The sequence below is a fragment of the Aurantiacibacter sp. KMU-128 genome, assembly GCF_056933515.1.
On record NZ_JBXORT010000001.1, the window covers coordinates 3006907 to 3027174 of the forward strand.

Genomic DNA, 20268 nt, shown 5'->3' on the forward strand with positions numbered 1-20268 from the left:
GTATGGTCTCACCAACCCCAATCCGTGGCCGCTAATGCAAAACATACGCGAACAGCTTCGTGACCTACCACCCGAGCAGCAGGTGGAGATTTTGCTGCGCCGGCTCAAGCGGTCGGAAAACGCACGCGTCGACGCAGAAACCCTTCTGCAAAGCCGTGCGCGCGAATTGGATCGTGCAAACCGCGATTTGCGTGCGCGCGAGGAGGATCTGCGCGAAAAACTCGACATCAATATGCGCCAACTGCTCGCGGCGCAGCGCATGGCTGCGATTGCGACAGTCTATCGCGAACGCGGAGGAGAGGTTGCCTTCTCGCCAGAGTTCGCCAGACTGATCGGCCTGCCCCAAGGCGTGAAGCCGGACGCCGCGGGTCTTGCGCAAGTGGTGCACCCGCTCGACCAGAAACGCTTCGAAAAGGCGCAACAGCACTTTTTCGAATCCACCCGTGCTGGCGAAGAGCAAGTGCATGAGCACCGGATCATCCGGCAGAATGACGGCGAAACCCGCTGGCTGCGATGGACAGTGCAGCGCGATCTCGATGAAGCGGGACAGTTCGTCTCGCTTTCCGGCACGGTGCAAGACATTACCGAAACGCGGCAGACAACCCGTCGCGCGCGGGCGCTTGGCTTGCTGGCAGAGCGGCGGGTTTTCATGCTCAGCCGGCTCACCGCAGAGCTGGAAACCGCCACCTACGCGCAGCAGGAAGCGAACACTTTCCTGCAGGCAGTGCTCGATGCCGTTCCGCAAGGCATTGCCGTGTTTGACCGCGATCTCAAGCTGGCAGCGTGGAACGCGCCGCTTGTCAGCCTGACCGAGATCGAGCCCGAGGCGCTCAAGGTCGGTATGGCGTTCAAAAGTCCGCCGCCCTTGAAACCCGGCGCCATACCCGTGCCCAATTCCGGCAAGGTGAAACGCGATGCTGCAGGCAATGTTGTGAGCGAAACCTATGAACGCGAATTGTCCGATGGAAGGATCGTCAAAGTCGATGTGATCGGCCGCGATGATGGCAGCATGGTGCGCACCTATGCCGATGTGTCGCACTTCAAATCGGTCGAGGCTTCGCTGCGCAACCAGCGCGAAGAGCTTTCCGAGCGGGTTGACGAGCTGATCTCGCTCTCCTTCGAATTGCGGCAGGCCAAAGGCGAAGCGGAGCGCGCCAACCGTTCGAAATCACAATTCCTGGCGATGATGAGCCACGACATTCGCACACCGATGAACGGCGTGCTCGGCCTGCTGGACACGCTTGCCCTGAGTGAGCTTGACGCCGAACAGCGGCGCAAACTCGATCTCGCCCGCGAATCCGGGCGACAGCTCAATTTCCTGCTCAACGAAATTATCGAGATTGTCCGGGCCGAAAGCGGCAAAATCGACTTGCAGACCGAGGCGGTGGATATTGCGGCGACCTTACAAGGCGTCGTCGAGTTCTGGGCTCAGGCCAATGCCAATCCGCAGATCGTGCTGGTGCTTGACGAAATTGGCAGCCTGCCGCCGCGCGTGATGCTTGACCCGACGCGGTTCCGCCAATTGCTCGACAATTTCCTCTCAAACGCGCTCAAATACACCGAAGCGGGGCAGATCGGCGTGCGCGCTCTGGTTGCCGATGGACACATCCGCGTTGAGGTTAGCGATACGGGTCGCGGTATCTCTGCCGAGGACAAGAAGCTGCTTTTCGCCGACTTCTCGCGGCTGCGCGATATGCCTGCCACCACAGGCCAAAGCGCTGGATTGGGGCTCGCTATCTGCAAGCGTCTGGTCGCGGCAATGGAGGGTGCCATCGGTGTCGAAAGCGAAGTCGGCAAAGGCAGCACCTTCTGGTTCGCCGTTCCTTTGCAGGAGGCAGAGGCACCAGCGCAGGAGCACGCGACAGCCGGACCTGCCGCCAGCCTGCCCGAACTCGGCCTGCATATCCTCGTTGCCGAAGACGTCGAAACCAACTGCATCGTGCTCACCGCAATGCTCGATCAGCTCGGTTGCACATACCGCGTTGTTCCCGATGGCGCGCAGGCGCTTGCTGCGGCGTCTTCAGAAGCGTTCGATTGCGTGCTGATGGATGTGAATATGCCCGAGATGGACGGGCGCGAGGCGACATTGGCGATCCGCACTTTGCCCGCGCCGCATGGCACAGTGCGTATTATTGGTGTCACCGCACACGTGCTGCCTGATACGCAGGACGATTTGCTCGCCAGCGGCATGGACGCGCTGCTGCCCAAGCCCATCGCGCTTGATCGTCTGGCAGATATTCTGGCCGAGGCGGGCGAGAGTACCGCGCCGTTGATCGACACGGGTGCGACCGCCATGCTGTTCGCGGCGCTCGCACCCGAACAGGCGCAAAGGATCCTTGATCAGGCGATTGCGGATATCGAAGATCTCTCCGCAAGTTACCAATCGGCGCGCGCCACAGATGACGAAGAGGCTGCGAAGCGTGCTGCGCATAGTCTGAAAGGCGTTGCGGCGAATATCGGCGCGGCGGCATTGGCTGACCTGGTGGCTATGAAGCCCCTTCCGGCCGGCGAAGACGTTGCAGCGCTTGCGGCGGAGACGGTACGTCGCCTCCGCCAGCCAGATCAATAAGCGCCGCGTCCGGTCAGCACTGCTGGTATGGTGCGGGCGAGCAAGCTCACATCGCGCAAGGGGCCGTGGCGTTCGACATAGTCGATGTCCATTTCCACCTGCTCGGCAAAGGGAATTTCGGCACGGCCTGACACTTGCCAGATGCACGTGATGCCGGGCTTGGCGTCGAGCCGTTGCATTGCCCGGTCCCAATAGGCAGCGACTTCCTGCGGCAAAGCGGGGCGCGGGCCCACCAGCGACATCTCCCCGCTAAGCACATTGAACAATTGCGGCAATTCATCAAGCGACGTGCGGCGCAGCAGCGCACCGATGCGGGTAATGCGTGGATCGCGGCGCATTTTGAAGCACACGCCATCGCGTTCGGAATGCGCTTCCAGTTCTTTGCGCACCCGTTCGGCATCGGTCACCATACTGCGGAATTTCCACACACGGAACGGTTTCCCGCCTGCGCCGATGCGGGTTTGCGAGAAGAAAACGGGTCCGCCATCCTCCAGCTTGATAGCCAGAGCGATGGCGGCGAAGACCGGTGCGAGGATCAGGAGACCCAGCAGCACCGCCAGAAAATCGCCCGCGCGCTTGATCGAAGCCACAGGATTCCACCTGCTGCGCTGCGTGAAGGCGTGCGCGGCGGCGCGGGCCAGAAACACCGCATTGCCCAGCACATAACGCCGCGCGAGCCGTTTCGGCTCCTGCGCCAGGCGCCACACCCACTCGCAGCCCATTGCGCGGATATTTTCGGGCGCGCGCGGAATGCGGCCCGAATAATAGTCGAACAACCCGCCCACGGCGAGCTGGACGGGCGTATCGAGGCTCGCCCCGTGATCGGCCAGCCAGCATTCCTGCAAAGGCACGCCGAAGCCGACAAACAGCATATCCGCGCCGCTCGCATTGATGTCGCGCAGCACGCGCGCGGTATCTTGCCGCTCGAAATAGCCATGCTGCGCGCCAACGATCTGCAGGCCCGGATAGCGGCGCATCATGTTCAGCCCGGCTTTGGTCGCGACGCCCGGAGCTCCACCGAGCAGATAGAGCTTGGCACCCTTGCGCGCGGCCTGCTCGCAGATCAGCGGGAAGAGATCGGTACCATTGAGATTGTCGCCAAAATCCGTACCCGCCATCCGCGCCGCTGCGCGCAGGCCCGATCCATCGGGCAGCAGCAGATCGGCGCCCGACAGTGCGCGGCGATAGGCGCGGTCATTGGCGGCGGTGTTGATGCAATGGGCATTGATGAAGGCCACCTGTGTGCGGCGGGCATGGATTGCCCGGCCAACCAGTTCCTCTGCCATATCCTGCCGGCTTGCTTTGACGATATCGAGCCCGAACAGGCGCGTCGTGGCCATGCGCATCGGCTCCCACGCGGGAAGGGCGCGCACGGACTTGGACATGAAATCATGGGCGATGGCGGGGTTGAAAGACTGGTACATGGCACATTCTCCAAATTATGGAGAGAGCATTGGCATTTTGCGTGCCAGATTCAGAAAATGACGCACTATCAATGATATGCGGCGAGCGAAGAAACCGCGGCGAAGGCCGAATTGGGCCAGATTCGCATTTTGCCAAGCGAAATGCGCCGAATTGTGTTGCAAAACGCGAATCTGGGCACTCTTTTCGACTCGCCGCTCCCTTTCACACTGTTTTTAACCGATAAAATTATCTGGCACGGCCCTTGAATTGTGGTGGGTACCGCAAAACAGGAATTCTGCCGTGCCCATCATTTCCCGCCTTGAAGGCCTGATCCCCGCTAGCCTGCGACCGGTTGTCGCCGGGCTGGCAGCTTACGGCGTGGCGGAAGTCGGCACGCGGCTTCTGCGCATCCTTGCCATCATCGTCATCGCCCGCCAGATCGCGCCCGCCCAGATCGGCGTGGCAGCGCTCGCGATTGCTCTGTTCGAACTGGTGCGGGTATTGGCGAATAGCGGCATCGGCCAGCGCATCATCGCGGCTAGCGATGAAGAACTGCCCGCAATCTGCAACGCTGCGCGGCGCTTGTTCGTGCTGTGGTGTGCAACGGTGGCGCTAATCCAACTCGCGGTTGCCGCCGTGCTTTTAGCCGTGTTCGATATGGCAGAGATTGCTGCGATGCTTGCCGTGATGAGCGGCGTCTATGCCTTCATGCCGCCCGGCCTGGTGCAGGTGTTCCTGCTGATGCGCGAAGGGCGCATGGCGGCGACCGCGCGGATTGCCGCGAGCCAGACTGCGGCTGACCATGTGCTGTCGATCATCCTCGCGCTGCTTTGGCCGAGCGCCTGGGCGATTGTCCTCCCCAAATTGCTGACCTCGCCGCTCTGGCTGGTGCTGGTGCGCCGCGCGCGCCACTGGTCGCCCGTGCCCGGAATAGCGCCCGCGCCCTTTGCCGAATTCCGCACATTCAGCCTTGGCGTATTGGGCAGCGAGATACTCGTGGCCGCACGCACGCAACTCGACAAGGTCATTATCGGTGCTTTGCTCGGCACCGAGGCGCTGGGCTTGTATTTCTTCGCCTTCAATGCCGGGCTGGGCATCACCACCAGCTTCATTGCGGCGCTCGGCATCGTTCTTTTCCCGCATCTGTGTGCCGCCAGTGACCAGCGTGAGCGGCGCGAGCGGCTGCTGCAGGCAGGCGCGCTTTCGCTGGCCATTTTCGTTCCTGTGATCGCGGCGCAAATGCTGTTCGCCGACTGGTACGTTCCGCTGCTGTTTGGCGCGCAATGGACGCAAATGGCACCCTTGGTGGCGATCCTGTGTCTCGGCGGTGTTCCGGCGATTTTCGGCAGCCTGCTGACCGCTTGGCTGCGCGCCAATGGCAGGCCGCAACACGATGCCGCTGTCTCGCTGGTGGTGAGCTTTGCCGCCCTTGCCAGCCTCGCATCGGGTGCCGGTTTCGGCCTCGAAGCTGCCGCCTGGTCATTCGTTGCCGCGCTCTGGCTCACCCAGATTCCCGCCGCCCTCGCGCTCGTCAGAATGCGCGAGCCTGTTTCCCCCGCTGCTACCTTGAAAGGAGCATGATCATGTCCAGCCCCGCCTTCTCCGTCATTGTGCCGGTTTACAATGCCTCGGCCACCATTGCCGAAACCATCGCATCGATCCGCGCGCAGAGCTGTGACGATTTCGAGCTGATCCTTGTCGACGACGGATCTAGCGATGACAGCCTTTTCGTCATGCTGCGCGAGGCAGGGCGCGATGATCGCATCCGCCTCGTCAGCCAACACAATGCGGGCGTTTCCGCCACGCGCAATCGCGGTGTAGAGCTGGTGCGCGGATGGTTGATTGCCTTCTGCGATGCCGACGATCTGTGGCACGAGGACAAGCTCGCCGCGCATCTGGCGATGCATGACACCGACCCGGCCCTGGATGCGAGCTTCGCCCAGATCGCCTTTGTTGACCCGAACGCATCCAAACGCATTCAAACGCTTTCCACCGTGCCTTCAGGCGCTTTGACGCTGCCGCAGATTATCGGCGAGAACCCGGTGTGCACCACGTCCAATCTGGTGGTTACCCGCACCGCCTTTGAGCGGTTCGGCGGTTTCGATCCGGCGATGCGCTATGCCGAGGACCAGGAATGGCTCGCCCGCGCCATCGGGCAGGGCGCAGCCATCGAGGGAATTGACGAGCTGCTCGTTGCCTACCGCCTCTCGCCTTCCGGGCTCTCGGTAAACCTCGACGCCATGTATGATGGCTGGCGCACGCTGGTGTCGCGCCATGCCGCGCATCTGGATGTGAGCGAGGCAGAGGCTCTATTCTGTCGTTACCTCGCCCGCCGCGCCCTGCGCAGCGGCAATGCACCCGCCGAGGCGCGTGGCTTTGCCATGCGCGGCCTTGCCATCAACCACCATGCTTTCCTGTCCGACTTGCGACGCGCGATCCCGACCCTGCTCGGCGCGCTCACCGCCCCTGCCATCCCCGTCAGCCTGCGCCAGCGGCTGTTCGCCTGAGTCTTTTCCAAGGAGAATTCCGATGCATACACCCAGCCTCATTTCGGTTGTCATGCCCGTCTACAATGTCGCGCCCTATGTCGGCGAGGCGATCCGCTCTGTGCTTGCGCAGACGCATGAACATTTCGAGCTGATCATTGTCGATGATGGCGGAACCGATGCCAGTATGGAGATCGTGCGCGGCTTTGCCGACGAGCGTATTCGCATTATCAGCCAGCCCAATCGCGGCCTTGCCGGTGCGCGCAATACCGGCATTGCCCATGCACGCGGCCCTTATATCGCGCTGCTCGACTCAGACGATCGCTGGCATCCTGACAAGCTGATGCTGCACGCGATCCATCTGCGCAAGAACCCGCATATCGATGTGAGCTATTCGGGCTCGCGCCTGATCGATGCCGATGGCAGGCCGCTCGCCGTGGCGATGCGCCCGCGCCTAAGCGGAGTGACCGCTGCACATATTCTGAAGCGTAATCCGGTGGGTAATGGCTCTGCGCCGGTGATCCGTCGCACCGCGCTCGATCTCGCCGTTTTCCCGCATCCCGACGAGCCCGATCGCGCCTGCTGGTTCGACGAAAGCTTCCGTCAGTCGGAAGATATCGAAATGTGGCTGCGCATGGCCGCAAAGCACGGCTGCCAGTTTGAAGGGATTGACGGGCTGTTGACCGATTACCGCATTATCGGTGGCGGGCTGTCGGCCAATATCGTGCGCCAGTATGAAAGCTGGCAACGCGCAATCAACAAGGCAGAGGCCTATGCTCCTGTGCTGCTGCAGCGGCACCGGGCGGCTGCAGAAGCCTATCAGCTGCGTTACCTCGCGCGGCGGGCGATCCAGCTGGGCGATTATGCCTTTGCCCGCTCGCTTACGCTGCAGGCTTTGCGCCGTTATCCGCTGATGCTGCTGCAAGAGCCGCGCAAATCGTTCGTCACCGCCGCTGCCGCAATTGCCAGCGCCATATTACCGGCACCCATGCTCGGCCAGATCGCGCAGCGCCAGCTGGGCAAGGCAGGTGCGGCATGAAGCCCTTGCGCTGCATCCATCTCAACACCGATTTCGCCTTGGGCGGCGTCACCAAGGCGCTTGGCCTGTTCGAACATCCGATGTTGCAGATCCACGCCAAGAGCCGCGTCGTGCCCGTCATTATGGCGGTGGTTCCCGCGCCCAAGCTCGATGCCGATGTCGTGATCAACCACGCGACGCCCAATTGGGCTTCGCTGCCTTTCCTGTGCCTGCTCCGCCTGCGCAACAGGGCAAGCTGGATGGTGCATATCGAGCATTCCTACACGCGCGCCTGGGAAGCGGCGAATGTGTCCGAGAAGGGCCGGTTCCGCACCATGCTCAAACTCGCCTACGCCAATTTTGACGAGATCGTCGCGGTCTCAGCGGCGCAGCGCGACTGGATGGTGGAAGCGGGCGTGGTGCGCGCGAACAAGGTGCGGGTGATCCATCCGTGGAGCGGCGGCGACGCGCTGGCGAGCGTTCCTGCGCCTGAATTCTGTCCGCACCGCCCGCTGCGCCTCGGTGCGATGGGGCGGTTCGATCCGGCGAAGAATTTCGACACGCTGATCCGTGCTATGCAACTGCTCTCACCCATGGATGCAGAGCTGGTGATCGGCGGCTTCGGCCCCGGTCAGGCAGAGCTGCATCATCTGGCGCGCGGCTGCCCGCATATCCGCTTTGCCGGACGCATTACCGAACCGGCGGATTTCTACGCGCAATGCGACGCGATCATCGTGCCTTCACGTTATGAAGCGTTCGGCCTTGTCGTTGCCGAAGCGAAGCAGGCCGGCCGTCCGGTGCTCGTCGCCGATACGGACGGCTTGCCCGAACAGGTCGAAGGCTGCGGACTGGTGGCCGATTGCTCCAATCCGGCCAAGCTCGCCGAGGCGATCACCCGCTTCACCACCGCCCCGCTCGAGCACATGGGCAAGGCGGCACGCCGCTCCATGGCCGGCGCGCAGGCCGAGCGGCTGAAAGGCTGGGCGCAGCTGTTTAGCAATGCCCGCGCCAAACTTGCCGCCGGGCCAACCCCTCCTCCCGAAGCCGAGTTCGACGAACGGCTGGCGTGATCCATGCGACCCTTCGGGCGCAAGCAGGGCGGGCCCCGGACTGTCAATAAGGCAGCCGGGGCCTTCTTGTATGTGCTTGAGAGGTGCTGGCCGCGTATGCGGTGAAGGTCGTCAAGCGAGGCGCTGCGCAACCGCGTGCCGGGCAGCTACACCGATCAGCACCAGCGCGGGCCAGTAGAGATAGGCGAGCATCTCCAGATTTTCGCCAAAGCTGTAAAGCAGCATCACCAGCACCATCGCAAAGCCGACGCGGCCCATGGGCTGCACCAGCGCAAGGCGCGCCGTGCCGAGCGCGGCGACCGCCAGCGGGATCGCCAAAGCGAGCAATCCGGTCATGCCTTTGACAAACAGCAGGCCGTACCAGCTGTGGTGGCTGCCGATGGGCATATATTCGACGATATGCGGCCCGGCCTCGACAATGCCGTGGCCAAACCACGGCGCTTCATTCTGCCACCGCTCTATGGCTATGCGCCCCAGCGTGGCGCGCACGCGGCTGCTCTCGGCGCGGGCGCTGGAGAAATCATTGGCGAGCTGGCTCGCCATGTCGATCAGCATGGGGGCGAGCAAAGCGAAAGCCAGCACCGCGGGCGCCGCCGCCCACCAGATCCACGCCTTGCCGAGCCGCGAGACGCCAAAGGCAAAGGGCCAGATCACCAGCAGCGCGACCAGCGCAAGGCGCGACTGGGAAAGGAGTGCGATGGCCAAGGCCGCCGCCAGTCCGCAGAGCTTCCAGCCGCGATGCTTCTCCTCCGCCGCGCAGATCGCATAGACCACCGCGACCAATCCCGCCGCGGGCGACCATGGGGCAAAGAATTGCCAGCGCGGCGTGCCCGCGCCCGGCTCGATCGTATAGAGCGTTACTGCGAAATATTCCGGCCCGCTGCCACCGATGACCTTGAGCGGCGATACCCACAGCGTTTCCGGCAGGCCGATATAGGGCGCAGCGATGAAAAGCGGGATCAGCACCAGCGTCTGCGCGCCCAGCCTGCACACGGCGCGGTAAATCACTTCGGCGCGGATGTTGAGCACGGCTCCGGCAAAGGGGAAGAGCGCGATCAGCGCCCAGCCCTTGGCCCAGCCGATCGAGGACTTGATAGTCTGCCCAACGCCAAAGCCGTTTGTGGCATGGCCCACCAGGAGGATGATCTGCATCGCGCCCATGCCGATCAGGAATGCCCAGATGACAGGGCCAAGCGGTGCAGGTCGATGCTCTTCCGGCAGGTAAGGCGCGGCATAGAGTTTCCACGCTGCTAAGGCCGCCAGAATCCAGCCGAGCGCGGGGCCTGCAATATACAGGCCCCCCGTCAGCCACAGCAGCCAGGTGCCGCCGATGGTGAGGGCGATCAGCCTTTCGGCAGCAGCTTGGCAAGGATCGGTTGGCGCAGCCATGCAAGGGCAAATCCCACAAAGACGATAAGGCTCGCGGCGATGGCACCGGCAAGGGCAATCAGCAGCGAAGGCGAAGAGGGGCGGTCGGGCAGTGAGGGCGCTTCGAATGTCTGGACAAGCGGATAGGAGGCGAAGGGATCGGCCTTATTGGTATCCAGCCGCGCCAGTGCCGAAGAGAAGACCGCCTCTGCAACGCGGTGTTCGCGCAGCAGATCAGCCAGCTCGCCCGCTTGTTCGGCCAGCGCGGCGCTGTTGCTGCCCTGCTGGCCGATCTGGCGGCGGATTTCGGCGAGCATGGCCTGCGAACCGGCATTCATGCCTTCGGCGGCAATCAGCGCTTCGAACATCCGCTCGCGGCCGTCGGTTACCGAGATATCGGCGAATCCCAGCAAAGCGCGTTCGGACAGGCCGCTGAGTTCTCCGCCGCGGGCGACGATTTCGCGGCGCAGGCTGGAACGTTCGGCTTCCAGTTCCTCGCGCGTGGCGTGCGCCTCGCCCAGCGTGCCCGCCGCTTCGGTCGCATCGGTGTTTACTTCGGCATAGCGATCAAGCAGCGACTGGAACACCGGATCGGCCTTGAGGCGCAAGGCGCGGCGGACATTGGCGGGCGAGATGTCGAGCACGGAGGACAGGCGCGAGCGGACCGCGGCATCGCGCGCACCGCCTGCGCGGGCATCGCGTTCGCGGGCACGCAGATCGTCTATCGTGCCGAGGCGGGCGTTGAACTGTTCCAGACTGGCAAGCCCGGTGCGGCCCTGGAATTCGAGCAGAGCGGCCTGCGTTTCGGCGACTTTCGCTTCCAGTTCGACCAGTCGCTCCGCTTCAGCGGATTCGCGCGCGGTTGCTTCGTCTTCGCGCAATTCTTCCAGCGTGGCGAGAAAGGCGCTGCGCAAGGCCTCGCCGCGTGCCTGCGCGTGCTCGGGGCTGTCGCCGGTCATGGTGATCTCGATCAAATTGGTCTGGTCGACCAGCGTGATGCTCGGCTCGGGGAAATCGCCAGGCGCTTCGCCCAACTCGGCAGCGGCGCGCGCCAGCGTCGATTGCGCCATTAGCAGCCGCTTGTAATTCTCGGTCGGGCTCAAAGTCGTGCTCGAGAAAGCGGATGAGGTGACCGTTGTCGCCTGCCCCACATCGTTGAGATTGAGCGATCCGCCCACGCCCGAACCGGGCAGGATCAGCGCAGTCTCGCTGGCATAGCGGGTCGGCGCGAAAGCGAGGAAGGCGCCGGTCACGCCCCAGATCAACAGCAGCGCAGGCGCAATCGCCAGCACATAGCGGCGATAACGGCCGAGCGGCGGCAGACCGTCGCGGATAACCCGCCCAAGGCGGACAAGGCGGCGTGGAGGAAGTGCCTCTTCCATCAGTTTGCCACCGTGTCTTGTAACAGGATGGCAGGCGTCAGCGCGCCCGCCGCGCCGGTCACCATGCCGATGGCATCGGACAGGTTCATCCAGCGGCTGTCATAACACGCCAGCGCGTCGCCCGGCATCAGATAGGGATCAAAGGCGTCGCGATTGGCGTGGCGCACCAGCTCTTCGACTTCGCGCTCGACCACCACCGATTGTCCGGTCATCGGGTTGCGGCTGATCAGCACCGCGCGGCGGCCCGAATTCATCGCCGAACCGCCTACGCAGTTCATCGCCACCAGCCCCTGCAGAAAGCGCGTGCCATAAGGCAGGCTGCCCGTCCGCTCGCCGATACCGGCACCGGCATTGTTGTTGGCGGGGCGGGTGAGGTTCGACATATGCACGCGGATCCCCGGCTGGGTGACGAGCGAGGGGCGCACGAGATAGGGGTCGAAGCATCCGGTCGAAGGCACGATCAGCCGGTCGCCCGGTGCCAGCAGCACGTCGCCAGTGGCCGTGCCGTCATGGCTGGGGCGCAGATCGATCACCATCATCCGGTCGTGGCGGACCAGCCCGATCTGCTGGATATTGGCATCGGGACGCACGCCGCCCGCTGCGCGCAAGGCTGTGGTGACGCTCCGCGCCGCGTTGGCATCGCCATTGGCTGCGCCTTCGCTCTGGCCGACCCGGTCTTCGGGCGCGCGGTCACCGGCGCGCACTGTGCCGGGATTGAACACCGCCCCGCTCACCGCGACCGATACGCCGCTGCTTTCGAGAACTGAGAACCGCACCGCATTGGCGAGCGGCTGGACGATACGCTGCGCGACGAGCATTTGCCGCAATTGCGCTTCGACATCGGCTTGCGAGAGCCCGACCGCGCGAATGCTGCCGAGCGAAGGCAGGCGCAAATGCCCGTCATCGCCGATCACATAGGTGCCGCTGATCCGGTCAGCATCGCCCAGCACGTCAATCCGCACGCGGTCGCCGGGCGCGAGCAGCAGACCAACCGGCGCGGACAAATGCGCAGTCGGGATATCGGGCAGAGCAGTGGGCGCACGCGAACACGCGCCGGGTGTTGCGGCATATTGCTGTTCGGGCATCCAGGCCGCACCGGCATAATTGACCGGCTGATGGCCTGCAGCGCAGCCGCCCAGCAAGGCAGCGGCAGACAGGGTGAGCAATGTGCAACGCATTTGGCATCTCCAATTCGAGTTGCCCCTCACGTTTCAAGCATCGTGCCAATTGCGCCCCCCTGCATAATGCACCTTGCACCCCACATCTTCTTGCATTTCGCAACACTTTCTTGGCATAATGCAAATAAAGCTTCGCAAAATGCGTTGCCGGGCGGTGATGGAAATTGCGTTTTGCAATATCTTAACCGTAAATGGCTTTGGCACGTTCCGTGCTTGCAGAATGCAAAGCCCGCAGGGCGCAAAGCGGAGAATGCCGGAATGAAAGGTGTCATCTTCACCGAACTGGTGGGGTTTATGGAGGAGATCGCAGGCGTGGTCTTTACCGATCAGGTGCTGATGGCGGCGGACTTGCCGCATGGCGGTGCCTACAGCGCGGTCGGCTCCTACCCTTCCGCCGAAGCTCTCAGCCTCGTCACAATCGCGTCAGAGAAGTCAGGCATCCCGGCTGCCGAGCTGTGCGACCAGTATGGCCGCTATCTGTTTGACCGCTTCAACGTGCTGTTTCCCGATATCATGAAGCTTTACGCGACGGTCGATGCGCTGCTCGATCACGTGGGGCCGCATATCCATGAAGAAGTGCGCGTGCTGTATCCCGGCGCGCAGCCGCCAAGCGTCACGACGCAGCATGATGGCGATGTGATGACCGTCACTTACGAATCGCACCGTCCCATGGCGCATATCGCGCATGGGCTGATTGCGCGCAGCATCGAGCATTACGGCGATCCGCGCAGGCTGGAATGGGAAGCCAATGACAGCGGCACCCGCGCCACGTTCACTTTGCGGCATCCGGCATGAGCAAATCCGCCGCCCGCATCCTGATTATCGAGGACTCGCCTTCAATCGCGCAGACCTATGCCGCGATCCTTGAAGGGGCAGGCCATTCGGTGACGTTGGCGGGAACTGGGGCGGATGGCGATGCAGCGATGGCCGATGCGGCCAAACCCTTCGATATCCTGCTGCTCGACCTGCAATTGCCCGATTATGACGGGCTCGAATGGCTCGAAGCGCGCCCCGCGATTGCCAGCCAATCGGCCGTGATCGTCATTACCGGTGACGGTTCGATCAACCGCGCGATCAATGCCATGCGGCTGGGTGCCTATGACTTCCTCGTGAAGCCGGTCGCGCCGCCACGCCTGCTCACGACGGTGCGCAATGCCTATGAGCGGCAGGATCTGGCGCAGAAGGCGGAAACCGCACAGAAGCTGGCGGGGCGCGAGAGCTTTCAGGGATTTATCGGCAAATCGGCACCGATGCAGGCGGTCTACCGCGAGATCGAGAATGTCGCTGCTTCCAAGGCGACAGTGTTCATCACTGGCGAAAGCGGCACGGGCAAGGAGGTCGCCGCCGAAGCGATCCACAAGGCTGGCGGGCGCGCGGGCAAACGGTTTGTGGCGATCAATTGCGGCGCAATTCCGGAAAACCTGCTCGAATCCGAATTGTTCGGCCATATGAAAGGCAGCTTCACCGGCGCGATTGCCGACCGCAAAGGCGCCGCGCGCGAAGCCGATGGCGGAACGCTGTTTCTCGACGAGATTTGCGAGATGGATCTGGCCCTACAGGTCAAGCTGCTGCGCTTCCTGCAAACTGGCATGGTGCAGCCGGTCGGCTCCAGCCGGCCCGAAGCGGTCGATGTGCGCGTGATCTGCGCCACCAATCGCGATCCGGCGCGCGAAGTCGCCGAAGGGCGTTTCCGCGAAGACCTGTTCTACCGGCTCAACGTCATTCCGCTCGATTTGCCTCCGCTGCGCCAGCGGCCGGGCGACGTCGGACTGATTGCGCAGGCCTTCCTCGAACGCTTTGCCAATGAAGAAGGCAAGAGCTTCGATCCGCTATCGCCCGAATTGCTGCAAGAACTCAATGCGCGCCGCTGGCCGGGCAATGTGCGAGAACTGCAAAACACCATGCGCCGCGTGGTGGTGATGACACAAGGCCCGCTGCTGGCTTCGAGCGATTTTCCCACCGAACGCGTGGTTATTCCGGGCGAAGCCACGGGCAACGCCTTTGCCTCTGCTACATCGCCCATCCCTTCGCCCGCAGCGCAGCAGGCTGATGATGGCTTCGGCGCGCCGATGACGCTGGCAGAGATCGAGCGGCGCGCAGTCGAAGCGGCGATTGTCCGCGCCGGCGGCAGCGTCCCCAAAGCCGCGCGCGAACTCGATGTCAGCCCCTCGACAATTTACCGGATGCAGGCGCGCTGGGAAAAGGCGGACGGGTTGAGCTAGGCCACGGCTACGTTGTCGATGAGGCGCGTCCCGCCAATCTTCGCCGCCACAAACAGGCGTGCATTACCATTGTCGGCAGCCAAGACTTCAAGCGAGTCCGCGTCGCGCAGGTCAAAATAGTCGATGCTTGAAAAGCCGCTGCCCAGCAGCGCGGCTTCCGCCGCCGCGCGGATTTCCGCCCATGGTTTGCCTTCGCCGAGCATCGCTTTCGCCATTGCGAGCGTCTTCGGAACCGCTCGCGCCTGCTCCCGCTGCTCGGCTGACAAATACGCATTCCGGCTGCTCATCGCCAAACCGTCTGCCTCGCGCACGGTCGGCACGCCGTGGATCGCCTCGACACGCGGCAGCACCAGATCGAGATCGCGCGCCATGCGGCGGATGACGGCGAGTTGCTGCCAGTCCTTCTCGCCGAAAAACGCCATATCGGGGCGCACCTGATTGAACAGCTTGCACACCACCGTCGCCACACCGTCGAAATGGCCGGGCCGGTCGCCGCCGCATAGCCCGCCGGACACACCCGCCACGCTGATATTGGTCGCGTAGCCTGCCGGATACATCGCCTCCACCGTGGGTGCCCATAGCAGCGCGACGCCTTCGCTTTCCAGCTTGGCCGAATCCTCGGCCAATTGGCGCGGATAGGCGTCCAGATCCTCGTTCGGGCCGAATTGCCGCGGATTGACGAAGATCGACGCGATGACATGGTCGGCGTGCTTCGCCGCCTCGCGCATCAGCGTCAGATGGCCTTCGTGCAAAGCGCCCATGGTCGGCACAAATGCGATTGTCGCACCGTCGCCGCGCAGTTCATCCACAGCCAAACGCAGTGCGGCAAGGGTTGTAACAGTTTCCAAGAGTCCACGCCTCCGATAGTATGCCCTGCCATAGCTAACGTCCGATCAACCACAGAGAAAGCCCGCATATGAGCCATCCGCACCGGATCGTCTTCGCCAACGAGAAAGGCGGCACGGGCAAATCGACCACCGCCGTGCACGTGGCCGTGGCGCTGGCGTTCCAGGGGGCGAAAGTCGCAGCGCTCGATCTCGACACGCGGCAGGCGACCTTCTTCCGCTATTGCGAGAACCGTGTCGCCACGCAGGAACGGCGCGGGGTCACGCTGGCCGGGCCGGTGTTCGACAAATGCCGTGGCGACAGTGTCGAAGCGCTGGAGGAAGAGGCCGCGCGGATCAGCGAAGGCGCGGATTTCCTGCTGTTCGATACGCCCGGGCGCGACGATCCCTTCGCCCGCCACGTCGCCGCGAGTGCCGATACTCTGGTGACGCCGATGAATGACAGCTTCGTCGATTTCGACCTGATCGGGCAAGTCGATGCGGAAACGTTCAATGTGCGCAAGCTCAGCTTCTATGCCGAGCTGATCTGGGAAGCGCGGATCAAGCGCAGCCGCGCGCAGCTGGCGGAAAACAAGCGCGAGATGGACTGGGTGGTGGTGCGCAACCGCACCGGCTTTACCGATGCGCGCAACCAGCGGCGAATCGATCAGGCGCTGACCGAGCTGTCCAAGCGCGTCGGTTTCCGCGCGGTGCAGGGCCTGTCAGAGCGTGTGGTCTATCGCGAGCTGTTCCCGAGCGGGCTGACGCTGCTCGACAAGGGGCAATTGGGCGAACTCGGCACCAGCCATCTCGTCGCGCGGCAGGAATTGCGCAATCTGGTGCAGCATCTGCGCCTCCCCGTGCCCCCGCGCCCCGAAGCGGAGGTCAAGCCCGCGCAGCCGCTGCCGACGCGGCAGCCCAAAGTGCTCGCCTGATATGCTCAAATTCGCTGTCATCGCGGCCGCGCTCCTGCTGCTCTTCCGCTGGACGATGGGCCGCTGGCCGTGGGAGCCGAAAGTCTCCACCCGCAACCAGGCGCTGTTCCGGGCGCGCCGCCTGCTAGGCGTGGAGGCGAATGCCAGCCGCGCTGACATCATCGCGGCACACAAGCGGCTTATCGCCATGGTGCATCCGGATCGCGGCGGCTCCAACGATCAGGTGCACGAAGCCAATGCCGCGCGCGATCTGTTGCTCGACGAGTTGCCCCGCGAAGTGCGCTAAGCTACCGCAGGGCCAAAGAAAGGTCCTGTCCGATGAAGCACAATTTCCACTCTACCACCCTTCGCGAATACGATATTCGCGGGATTATCGGCGAAACGCTCGGCCCCGATGATGCGCGGGCGATCGGGCGCGGTTTCGGCACGCTGCTGCGCCGCGATCTGGGCGAGGATGCAAAGCCGCTGGTGGCGGTGGGATATGACGGGCGCGTCAGCTCCCCCATGCTCGAACACGCGCTGATCGAAGGGCTGACATCGAGCGGCTGCAACGTCCGCGCCATCGGCATGGGAGCGACCCCGATGCTCTATTACGCCGAAGCCTCAGCCGAAGAGGTGGATGGCGGCATTCAGATAACTGGCAGCCACAATCCCGCCAATTACAACGGCTTCAAAATGGTATTTCGCGGCCGGCCGTTCTTTGGCGAGGACATCCAGACGCTGGGGCGCATGGCTGCGGCGGGTGACTGGAGCGACGGTTCGGGCGAGGTCGAGCGGGTCGATGTCATGGACGCCTATATCGACCGGATGCTCGCCGCGCTGGACGGCATCGACACTGGCGCGATGGAGGGCCTGACGGTCGCCTGGGACGCGGGCAATGGCGCTGCCGGCCCCGCGCTCGAAAAGCTCACGGCCAGATTGCCCGGCACGCATCACCTGCTTTTCACCGAAGTGGACGGAAACTTCCCAAACCATCACCCTGATCCCACTGTCGAGGCGAACCTTGCCGACCTGAAGGCCGTGGTCGCCGCAAAGTCCTGCGACTTCGGAATTGCCTTTGACGGCGACGGCGACCGGATCGGCGCAATCGACGGCGAAGGCCGCGTCATCTGGGGTGATCAACTACTGATGATTTATGCCGAGGACCTATTAGGGAAACTCCCTAATTCGACCATTATCGCCGATGTGAAGGCCAGCCGCGCGCTGTTCGACCATGTCGAAAAGCACGGCGGACAGCCATTGATGTGGAAGACCGGCCACTCGCTGATTAAGTCCAAAATGAAGGAAGTTTCCTCACCATTGGCAGGCGAGATGAGCGGCCACGTGTTCTTTGCCGACGATTACTACGGCTTCGACGACGCGCTCTATGCCGGCGTGCGCCTGCTCGCCGCCTCGGCACGGCTGGGCAAATCGGTGAGCCAGCTGCGCGGCGAAATGCCCGCCATGCTCAACACCCCCGAACTGCGCTTCCAGGTCGACGAGTCCCGCAAATTCGCCGCGATTGACGAGATCAAGGCACGGATGAGCGGCGGTCTGCCCGAAGGTGTCGAGGTCAACGCGACCGACGGCGTGCGCGTGAACACGCCCGATGGCTGGTGGCTGCTGCGCGCATCGAACACGCAAGATGTGCTGGTGGCGCGCGCGGAAAGTGATACAAAAGAGGGGCTTGAACGCCTTCTCGGCTCGATTGACGAGCAGCTGGCACTAAGCGGCCTCGAACGCGGAGAAAGCGTGGGCCACTAAAGGGGGACCGATGATGAAGCGATTGCTGCTGGCTGCCACTGCCGCATGGGCACTGGCCGGATTGGCCGCGCCTGCCGCTGCGCAGGAAGAGGAAATCGACACAGCCGCAATGGCCGCGGAATATGCGAGCGAGTTCCAGGTCGAGCCGCTGACGCCCGAACAGGCCGCGCGCCTGCCGTTGGCGCGCGATATTCTCACCCGTGCACTGCCCGAAGGCAGCCTGCTGGAAGCGCTCGCGGTCTATTTCGAAGGCGCGTATCTTGACCCCGCCACGTTCGAAGGCGCTGCGCCCAATGATGCGTTGGCGCAGTCGCTCAACTGGATGATCGCGATCGAGCTGGAGCCGCGCAAGGCGGAAATGGCGCTGGCGATCATCGATCCGGTTTACCGCGAGCGGGAGGTCGCGCTCAACCGCGCCAGCTTTGAAGCCACCCGCACACGGATGATCGCGCTCGAACCGCTGATGCGCGAGGCGCTGGCAGAGGTTTACGCGATCTATTACGATGAAGCGCAATTGCGCGATATCGCCGCCTTCTTCGCCACCCCCACCGGCGGCCTGTTCGCCCGGCAACAATTGGAGGTGGCGTCCAATGAGCGGCTCTCGACGCGGATTTTCGCCTCGCCCATTTATTGGGAAGCGACAATGGCGTCCTACATGGCGGCGGACCCCGCCGAAGACTTCCCCGAACGCCGCCGCTTTGCCGATCTCACTGCGGCAGAGCGCGAACGCCTCGCCGGCTTGACAGGCCAAAGCCTCGGCGCTCTCGAAGCGGCGATGAACAATGACTGGCAGGCGCTGGAAGGCGCGGAGTAAGCGCGGCCGGCACATACCGGCCCCGATGGAGAAGATGTAATGAAGAAACTAATGCTTGCCGTGGCCGCCTTTGCCGGATTGGCCACCACCGCGCCTGCTGCGGCGCAAGAAGGCGCGTTTGATGAGGAATCCTTCGCCCAAATGCAGGCAATGCTGGGTGAGACGTTTGCGCTTGAACCGCTGACGCCAGAGCAGGAGGCACGCCTGCCCCTCGCGCGCGAAATCATGGACACGGCAATGCCCGAAGGGGCGCTGCGTTCGGCGATGGACGGGATGCTGGGCGGAGTGTTCGGCAACATGGCACAGGAAGCCGTTATCGACCCGAACAGCACGCTGACGCAATCGCTCAACTATTACTTCTTCTTCGAACTCGAACCCGGCAAGGCCGAAGAAGCGCTGGCGATCATCGATCCCGAATGGCGTGCCCGCGAAGAAGCCGAACAGGCAGCCGAAATGGAAATCGCCCTCGCGATGATGGAAGCGATGGAGCCGCTTATGCGCGATGTGATGGCGGAGCTTTACGCCATCTATTTCACCGACGCACAGCTTGAAGATATCGCCGAATTCTACGCCACGCCGACCGGACAGGTGTTCGCCAGCCAGAGCTTTGCGATGTCGAGCGATCCGCGCATCTTGGCGCGTTTGCTGCGTTCGGAAGATTACTGGCTGGCTATGGCCGGTCTTATGGAAGATGCGGCCGTCATTGAAACGCCAGCGGGGCGGCGCGATTTTGCCGACCTCTCGCCCGAAGAACGCCGCCGTCTCTCGGCCCTGACCGGAGAAAGCATCGAGGACCTCGAATATGCGATGAACTTCGATCCGTCGACATGGGAAGATGCCGCCATGGAGGCCGAAGCGGCTATTGAAGGGGCGCTCGAGGACGCGCGGCCCACGCGGCCCAAGCGCGCCGCCAAGGCTGCCGAATAACGGGTGGTTGCGGGAGCTGCCATCGGCTGGCCGTGGTCGGCACTCGGTATTGCCCCCACGCCTGACAAGGATGCGATCCGCGCGGCCTATGATGCGGCGCGGGCGGGATTGGACGGCGGCGGGTCGATTTCGGCCTATGCCGATCTAACTGCGGCGCGCGAGAAGGCACTTTTCCTCGCTTCGGAATTGCAGCGGCAGGCCGAGCGCGAGGGGCGCGATTGGCGGACGGATGCGGTTGACATGCCTCCCCCACCGCCACAGCCCCCTGCCGAACCCGAACCCGAACCCGAACCCGAACCCGAACCCGAACCCGAACCCGAACCCGAAC

General features: G+C 63.4%; 18 protein-coding genes. 13 read left to right on the forward strand and 5 right to left on the reverse strand.

All coding sequences use genetic code 11. The features are described 5' to 3' along the window. Positions 1-166: 166 nt before the first annotated feature. Positions 167-2569, forward strand: a complete 2403-nt coding sequence (locus ACS0VV_RS14760; protein ID WP_483533445.1) for an ATP-binding protein — start codon at positions 167-169, stop codon at positions 2567-2569. Here ACS0VV_RS14760 and ACS0VV_RS14765 read toward each other — a convergent pair. Next, entirely contained in the window at positions 2563-3993 is a 1431-nt protein-coding gene (locus ACS0VV_RS14765; protein WP_483533446.1) for a WecB/TagA/CpsF family glycosyltransferase, read from the reverse strand. The two genes, ACS0VV_RS14760 and ACS0VV_RS14765, sit on opposite strands and share 7 nt — an antisense overlap. A gap of 280 nt (positions 3994-4273) precedes the next feature. Here ACS0VV_RS14765 and ACS0VV_RS14770 point away from each other — a divergent pair, with 280 nt between their 5' ends. From ACS0VV_RS14770 to ACS0VV_RS14785, 4 genes are read left to right on the forward strand one after another with little or no spacing between them, the layout of a single operon-like run. Continuing rightward, positions 4274-5554 carry an oligosaccharide flippase family protein gene (locus ACS0VV_RS14770; protein ID WP_483533447.1) on the forward strand — a complete coding sequence of 427 codons (1281 nt, stop codon included), beginning with the start codon at positions 4274-4276 and terminating at the stop codon, positions 5552-5554. Between the two features lie 2 nt (positions 5555-5556). After that, positions 5557-6480, forward strand: coding sequence for a glycosyltransferase family 2 protein (locus ACS0VV_RS14775; protein WP_483533448.1), 924 nt, complete (start codon positions 5557-5559; stop codon positions 6478-6480). 22 nt (positions 6481-6502) lie between these two features. Beyond that, entirely contained in the window at positions 6503-7498 is a 996-nt protein-coding gene (locus tag ACS0VV_RS14780; protein ID WP_483533449.1) for a glycosyltransferase family 2 protein, read from the forward strand. Beyond that, on the forward strand, positions 7495-8547 hold the full coding sequence (locus tag ACS0VV_RS14785; protein WP_483533450.1) for a glycosyltransferase family 4 protein: 1053 nt from the start codon (positions 7495-7497) through the stop codon (positions 8545-8547). Before ACS0VV_RS14780 ends, ACS0VV_RS14785 begins: the two co-directional genes overlap by 4 nt. Positions 8548-8658: 111 nt before the next feature. Here the strand turns inward: ACS0VV_RS14785 and ACS0VV_RS14790 are convergent, their stop codons facing one another. Genes ACS0VV_RS14790 through ACS0VV_RS14800 form a run of 3 tightly spaced genes read right to left on the reverse strand, consistent with a single transcriptional unit; the run spans position 8659 to position 12475 of the window. Beyond that, positions 8659-9936, reverse strand: coding sequence for an O-antigen ligase domain-containing protein (locus ACS0VV_RS14790; protein WP_483533451.1), 1278 nt, complete (start codon positions 9934-9936; stop codon positions 8659-8661). After that, a complete protein-coding gene (locus tag ACS0VV_RS14795; RefSeq protein WP_483533452.1) occupies positions 9891-11297 on the reverse strand; it encodes a GumC family protein in 1407 nt (468 codons plus the stop codon). Before ACS0VV_RS14795 ends, ACS0VV_RS14790 begins: the two co-directional genes overlap by 46 nt. Further along, the gene (locus ACS0VV_RS14800) at positions 11297-12475 is read right to left on the reverse strand and encodes a polysaccharide biosynthesis/export family protein (RefSeq protein ID WP_483533453.1); all 1179 of its coding nucleotides are present in this window, start codon (positions 12473-12475) and stop codon (positions 11297-11299) included. Before ACS0VV_RS14800 ends, ACS0VV_RS14795 begins: the two co-directional genes overlap by 1 nt. A gap of 258 nt (positions 12476-12733) precedes the next feature. Here ACS0VV_RS14800 and ACS0VV_RS14805 point away from each other — a divergent pair, with 258 nt between their 5' ends. Further along, on the forward strand, positions 12734-13270 hold the full coding sequence (locus tag ACS0VV_RS14805) for a heme NO-binding domain-containing protein (protein WP_483533454.1): 537 nt from the start codon (positions 12734-12736) through the stop codon (positions 13268-13270). Then, a complete protein-coding gene (locus tag ACS0VV_RS14810; RefSeq protein ID WP_483533455.1) occupies positions 13267-14697 on the forward strand; it encodes a sigma-54-dependent transcriptional regulator in 1431 nt (476 codons plus the stop codon). The genes ACS0VV_RS14805 and ACS0VV_RS14810 overlap by 4 nt, the downstream gene beginning before the upstream one ends. Here ACS0VV_RS14810 and panC read toward each other — a convergent pair. Next, a complete protein-coding gene (panC, locus tag ACS0VV_RS14815; protein ID WP_483533456.1) occupies positions 14694-15545 on the reverse strand; it encodes a pantoate--beta-alanine ligase in 852 nt (283 codons plus the stop codon). The two genes, ACS0VV_RS14810 and panC, sit on opposite strands and share 4 nt — an antisense overlap. A 68-nt stretch (positions 15546-15613) precedes the next feature. Here panC and ACS0VV_RS14820 point away from each other — a divergent pair, with 68 nt between their 5' ends. From ACS0VV_RS14820 to ACS0VV_RS14845, 6 genes are all read left to right on the forward strand, one after another. Beyond that, positions 15614-16456, forward strand: a complete 843-nt coding sequence (locus ACS0VV_RS14820; RefSeq protein WP_483533457.1) for a division plane positioning ATPase MipZ — start codon at positions 15614-15616, stop codon at positions 16454-16456. 1 nt (position 16457) lies between these two features. Then, positions 16458-16742 carry a J domain-containing protein gene (locus ACS0VV_RS14825; RefSeq protein ID WP_483533458.1) on the forward strand — a complete coding sequence of 95 codons (285 nt, stop codon included), beginning with the start codon at positions 16458-16460 and terminating at the stop codon, positions 16740-16742. 32 nt (positions 16743-16774) lie between these two features. Next, a complete protein-coding gene (pgmG, locus tag ACS0VV_RS14830) occupies positions 16775-18199 on the forward strand; it encodes a phosphoglucomutase/phosphomannomutase PgmG (RefSeq protein ID WP_483533459.1) in 1425 nt (474 codons plus the stop codon). Between the two features lie 10 nt (positions 18200-18209). Then, positions 18210-19013 carry a DUF2059 domain-containing protein gene (locus ACS0VV_RS14835; RefSeq protein ID WP_483533460.1) on the forward strand — a complete coding sequence of 268 codons (804 nt, stop codon included), beginning with the start codon at positions 18210-18212 and terminating at the stop codon, positions 19011-19013. A 39-nt stretch (positions 19014-19052) separates the two neighbouring features. Next, entirely contained in the window at positions 19053-19940 is an 888-nt protein-coding gene (locus tag ACS0VV_RS14840; RefSeq protein ID WP_483533461.1) for a DUF2059 domain-containing protein, read from the forward strand. A gap of 3 nt (positions 19941-19943) precedes the next feature. Beyond that, a partial coding sequence (locus ACS0VV_RS14845) for a hypothetical protein (RefSeq protein WP_483533462.1) occupies positions 19944-20268 on the forward strand: 325 nt, incomplete at its 3' end.

Bases quoted from the DNA above. Each gene is read 5' to 3' on its own strand.
- ACS0VV_RS14765 (WP_483533446.1), bottom strand. From the start codon at position 3,993: ATGTACCAGTCTTTCAACCCCGCCATCGCCCATGATTTCATGTCCAAG.
- ACS0VV_RS14775 (WP_483533448.1), top strand. From the start codon at position 5,557: ATGTCCAGCCCCGCCTTCTCCGTCATTGTGCCGGTTTACAATGCCTCG.
- ACS0VV_RS14780 (WP_483533449.1), top strand. From the start codon at position 6,503: ATGCATACACCCAGCCTCATTTCGGTTGTCATGCCCGTCTACAATGTC.
- ACS0VV_RS14785 (WP_483533450.1), top strand. From the start codon at position 7,495: ATGAAGCCCTTGCGCTGCATCCATCTCAACACCGATTTCGCCTTGGGC.
- ACS0VV_RS14790 (WP_483533451.1), bottom strand. From the start codon at position 9,936: ATGGCTGCGCCAACCGATCCTTGCCAAGCTGCTGCCGAAAGGCTGATC.
- ACS0VV_RS14795 (WP_483533452.1), bottom strand. From the start codon at position 11,297: ATGGAAGAGGCACTTCCTCCACGCCGCCTTGTCCGCCTTGGGCGGGTT.
- ACS0VV_RS14800 (WP_483533453.1), bottom strand. From the start codon at position 12,475: ATGCGTTGCACATTGCTCACCCTGTCTGCCGCTGCCTTGCTGGGCGGC.
- ACS0VV_RS14805 (WP_483533454.1), top strand. From the start codon at position 12,734: ATGAAAGGTGTCATCTTCACCGAACTGGTGGGGTTTATGGAGGAGATC.
- ACS0VV_RS14810 (WP_483533455.1), top strand. From the start codon at position 13,267: ATGAGCAAATCCGCCGCCCGCATCCTGATTATCGAGGACTCGCCTTCA.
- ACS0VV_RS14820 (WP_483533457.1), top strand. From the start codon at position 15,614: ATGAGCCATCCGCACCGGATCGTCTTCGCCAACGAGAAAGGCGGCACG.
- ACS0VV_RS14825 (WP_483533458.1), top strand. From the start codon at position 16,458: ATGCTCAAATTCGCTGTCATCGCGGCCGCGCTCCTGCTGCTCTTCCGC.
- pgmG (WP_483533459.1), top strand. From the start codon at position 16,775: ATGAAGCACAATTTCCACTCTACCACCCTTCGCGAATACGATATTCGC.
- ACS0VV_RS14835 (WP_483533460.1), top strand. From the start codon at position 18,210: ATGATGAAGCGATTGCTGCTGGCTGCCACTGCCGCATGGGCACTGGCC.
- ACS0VV_RS14840 (WP_483533461.1), top strand. From the start codon at position 19,053: ATGAAGAAACTAATGCTTGCCGTGGCCGCCTTTGCCGGATTGGCCACC.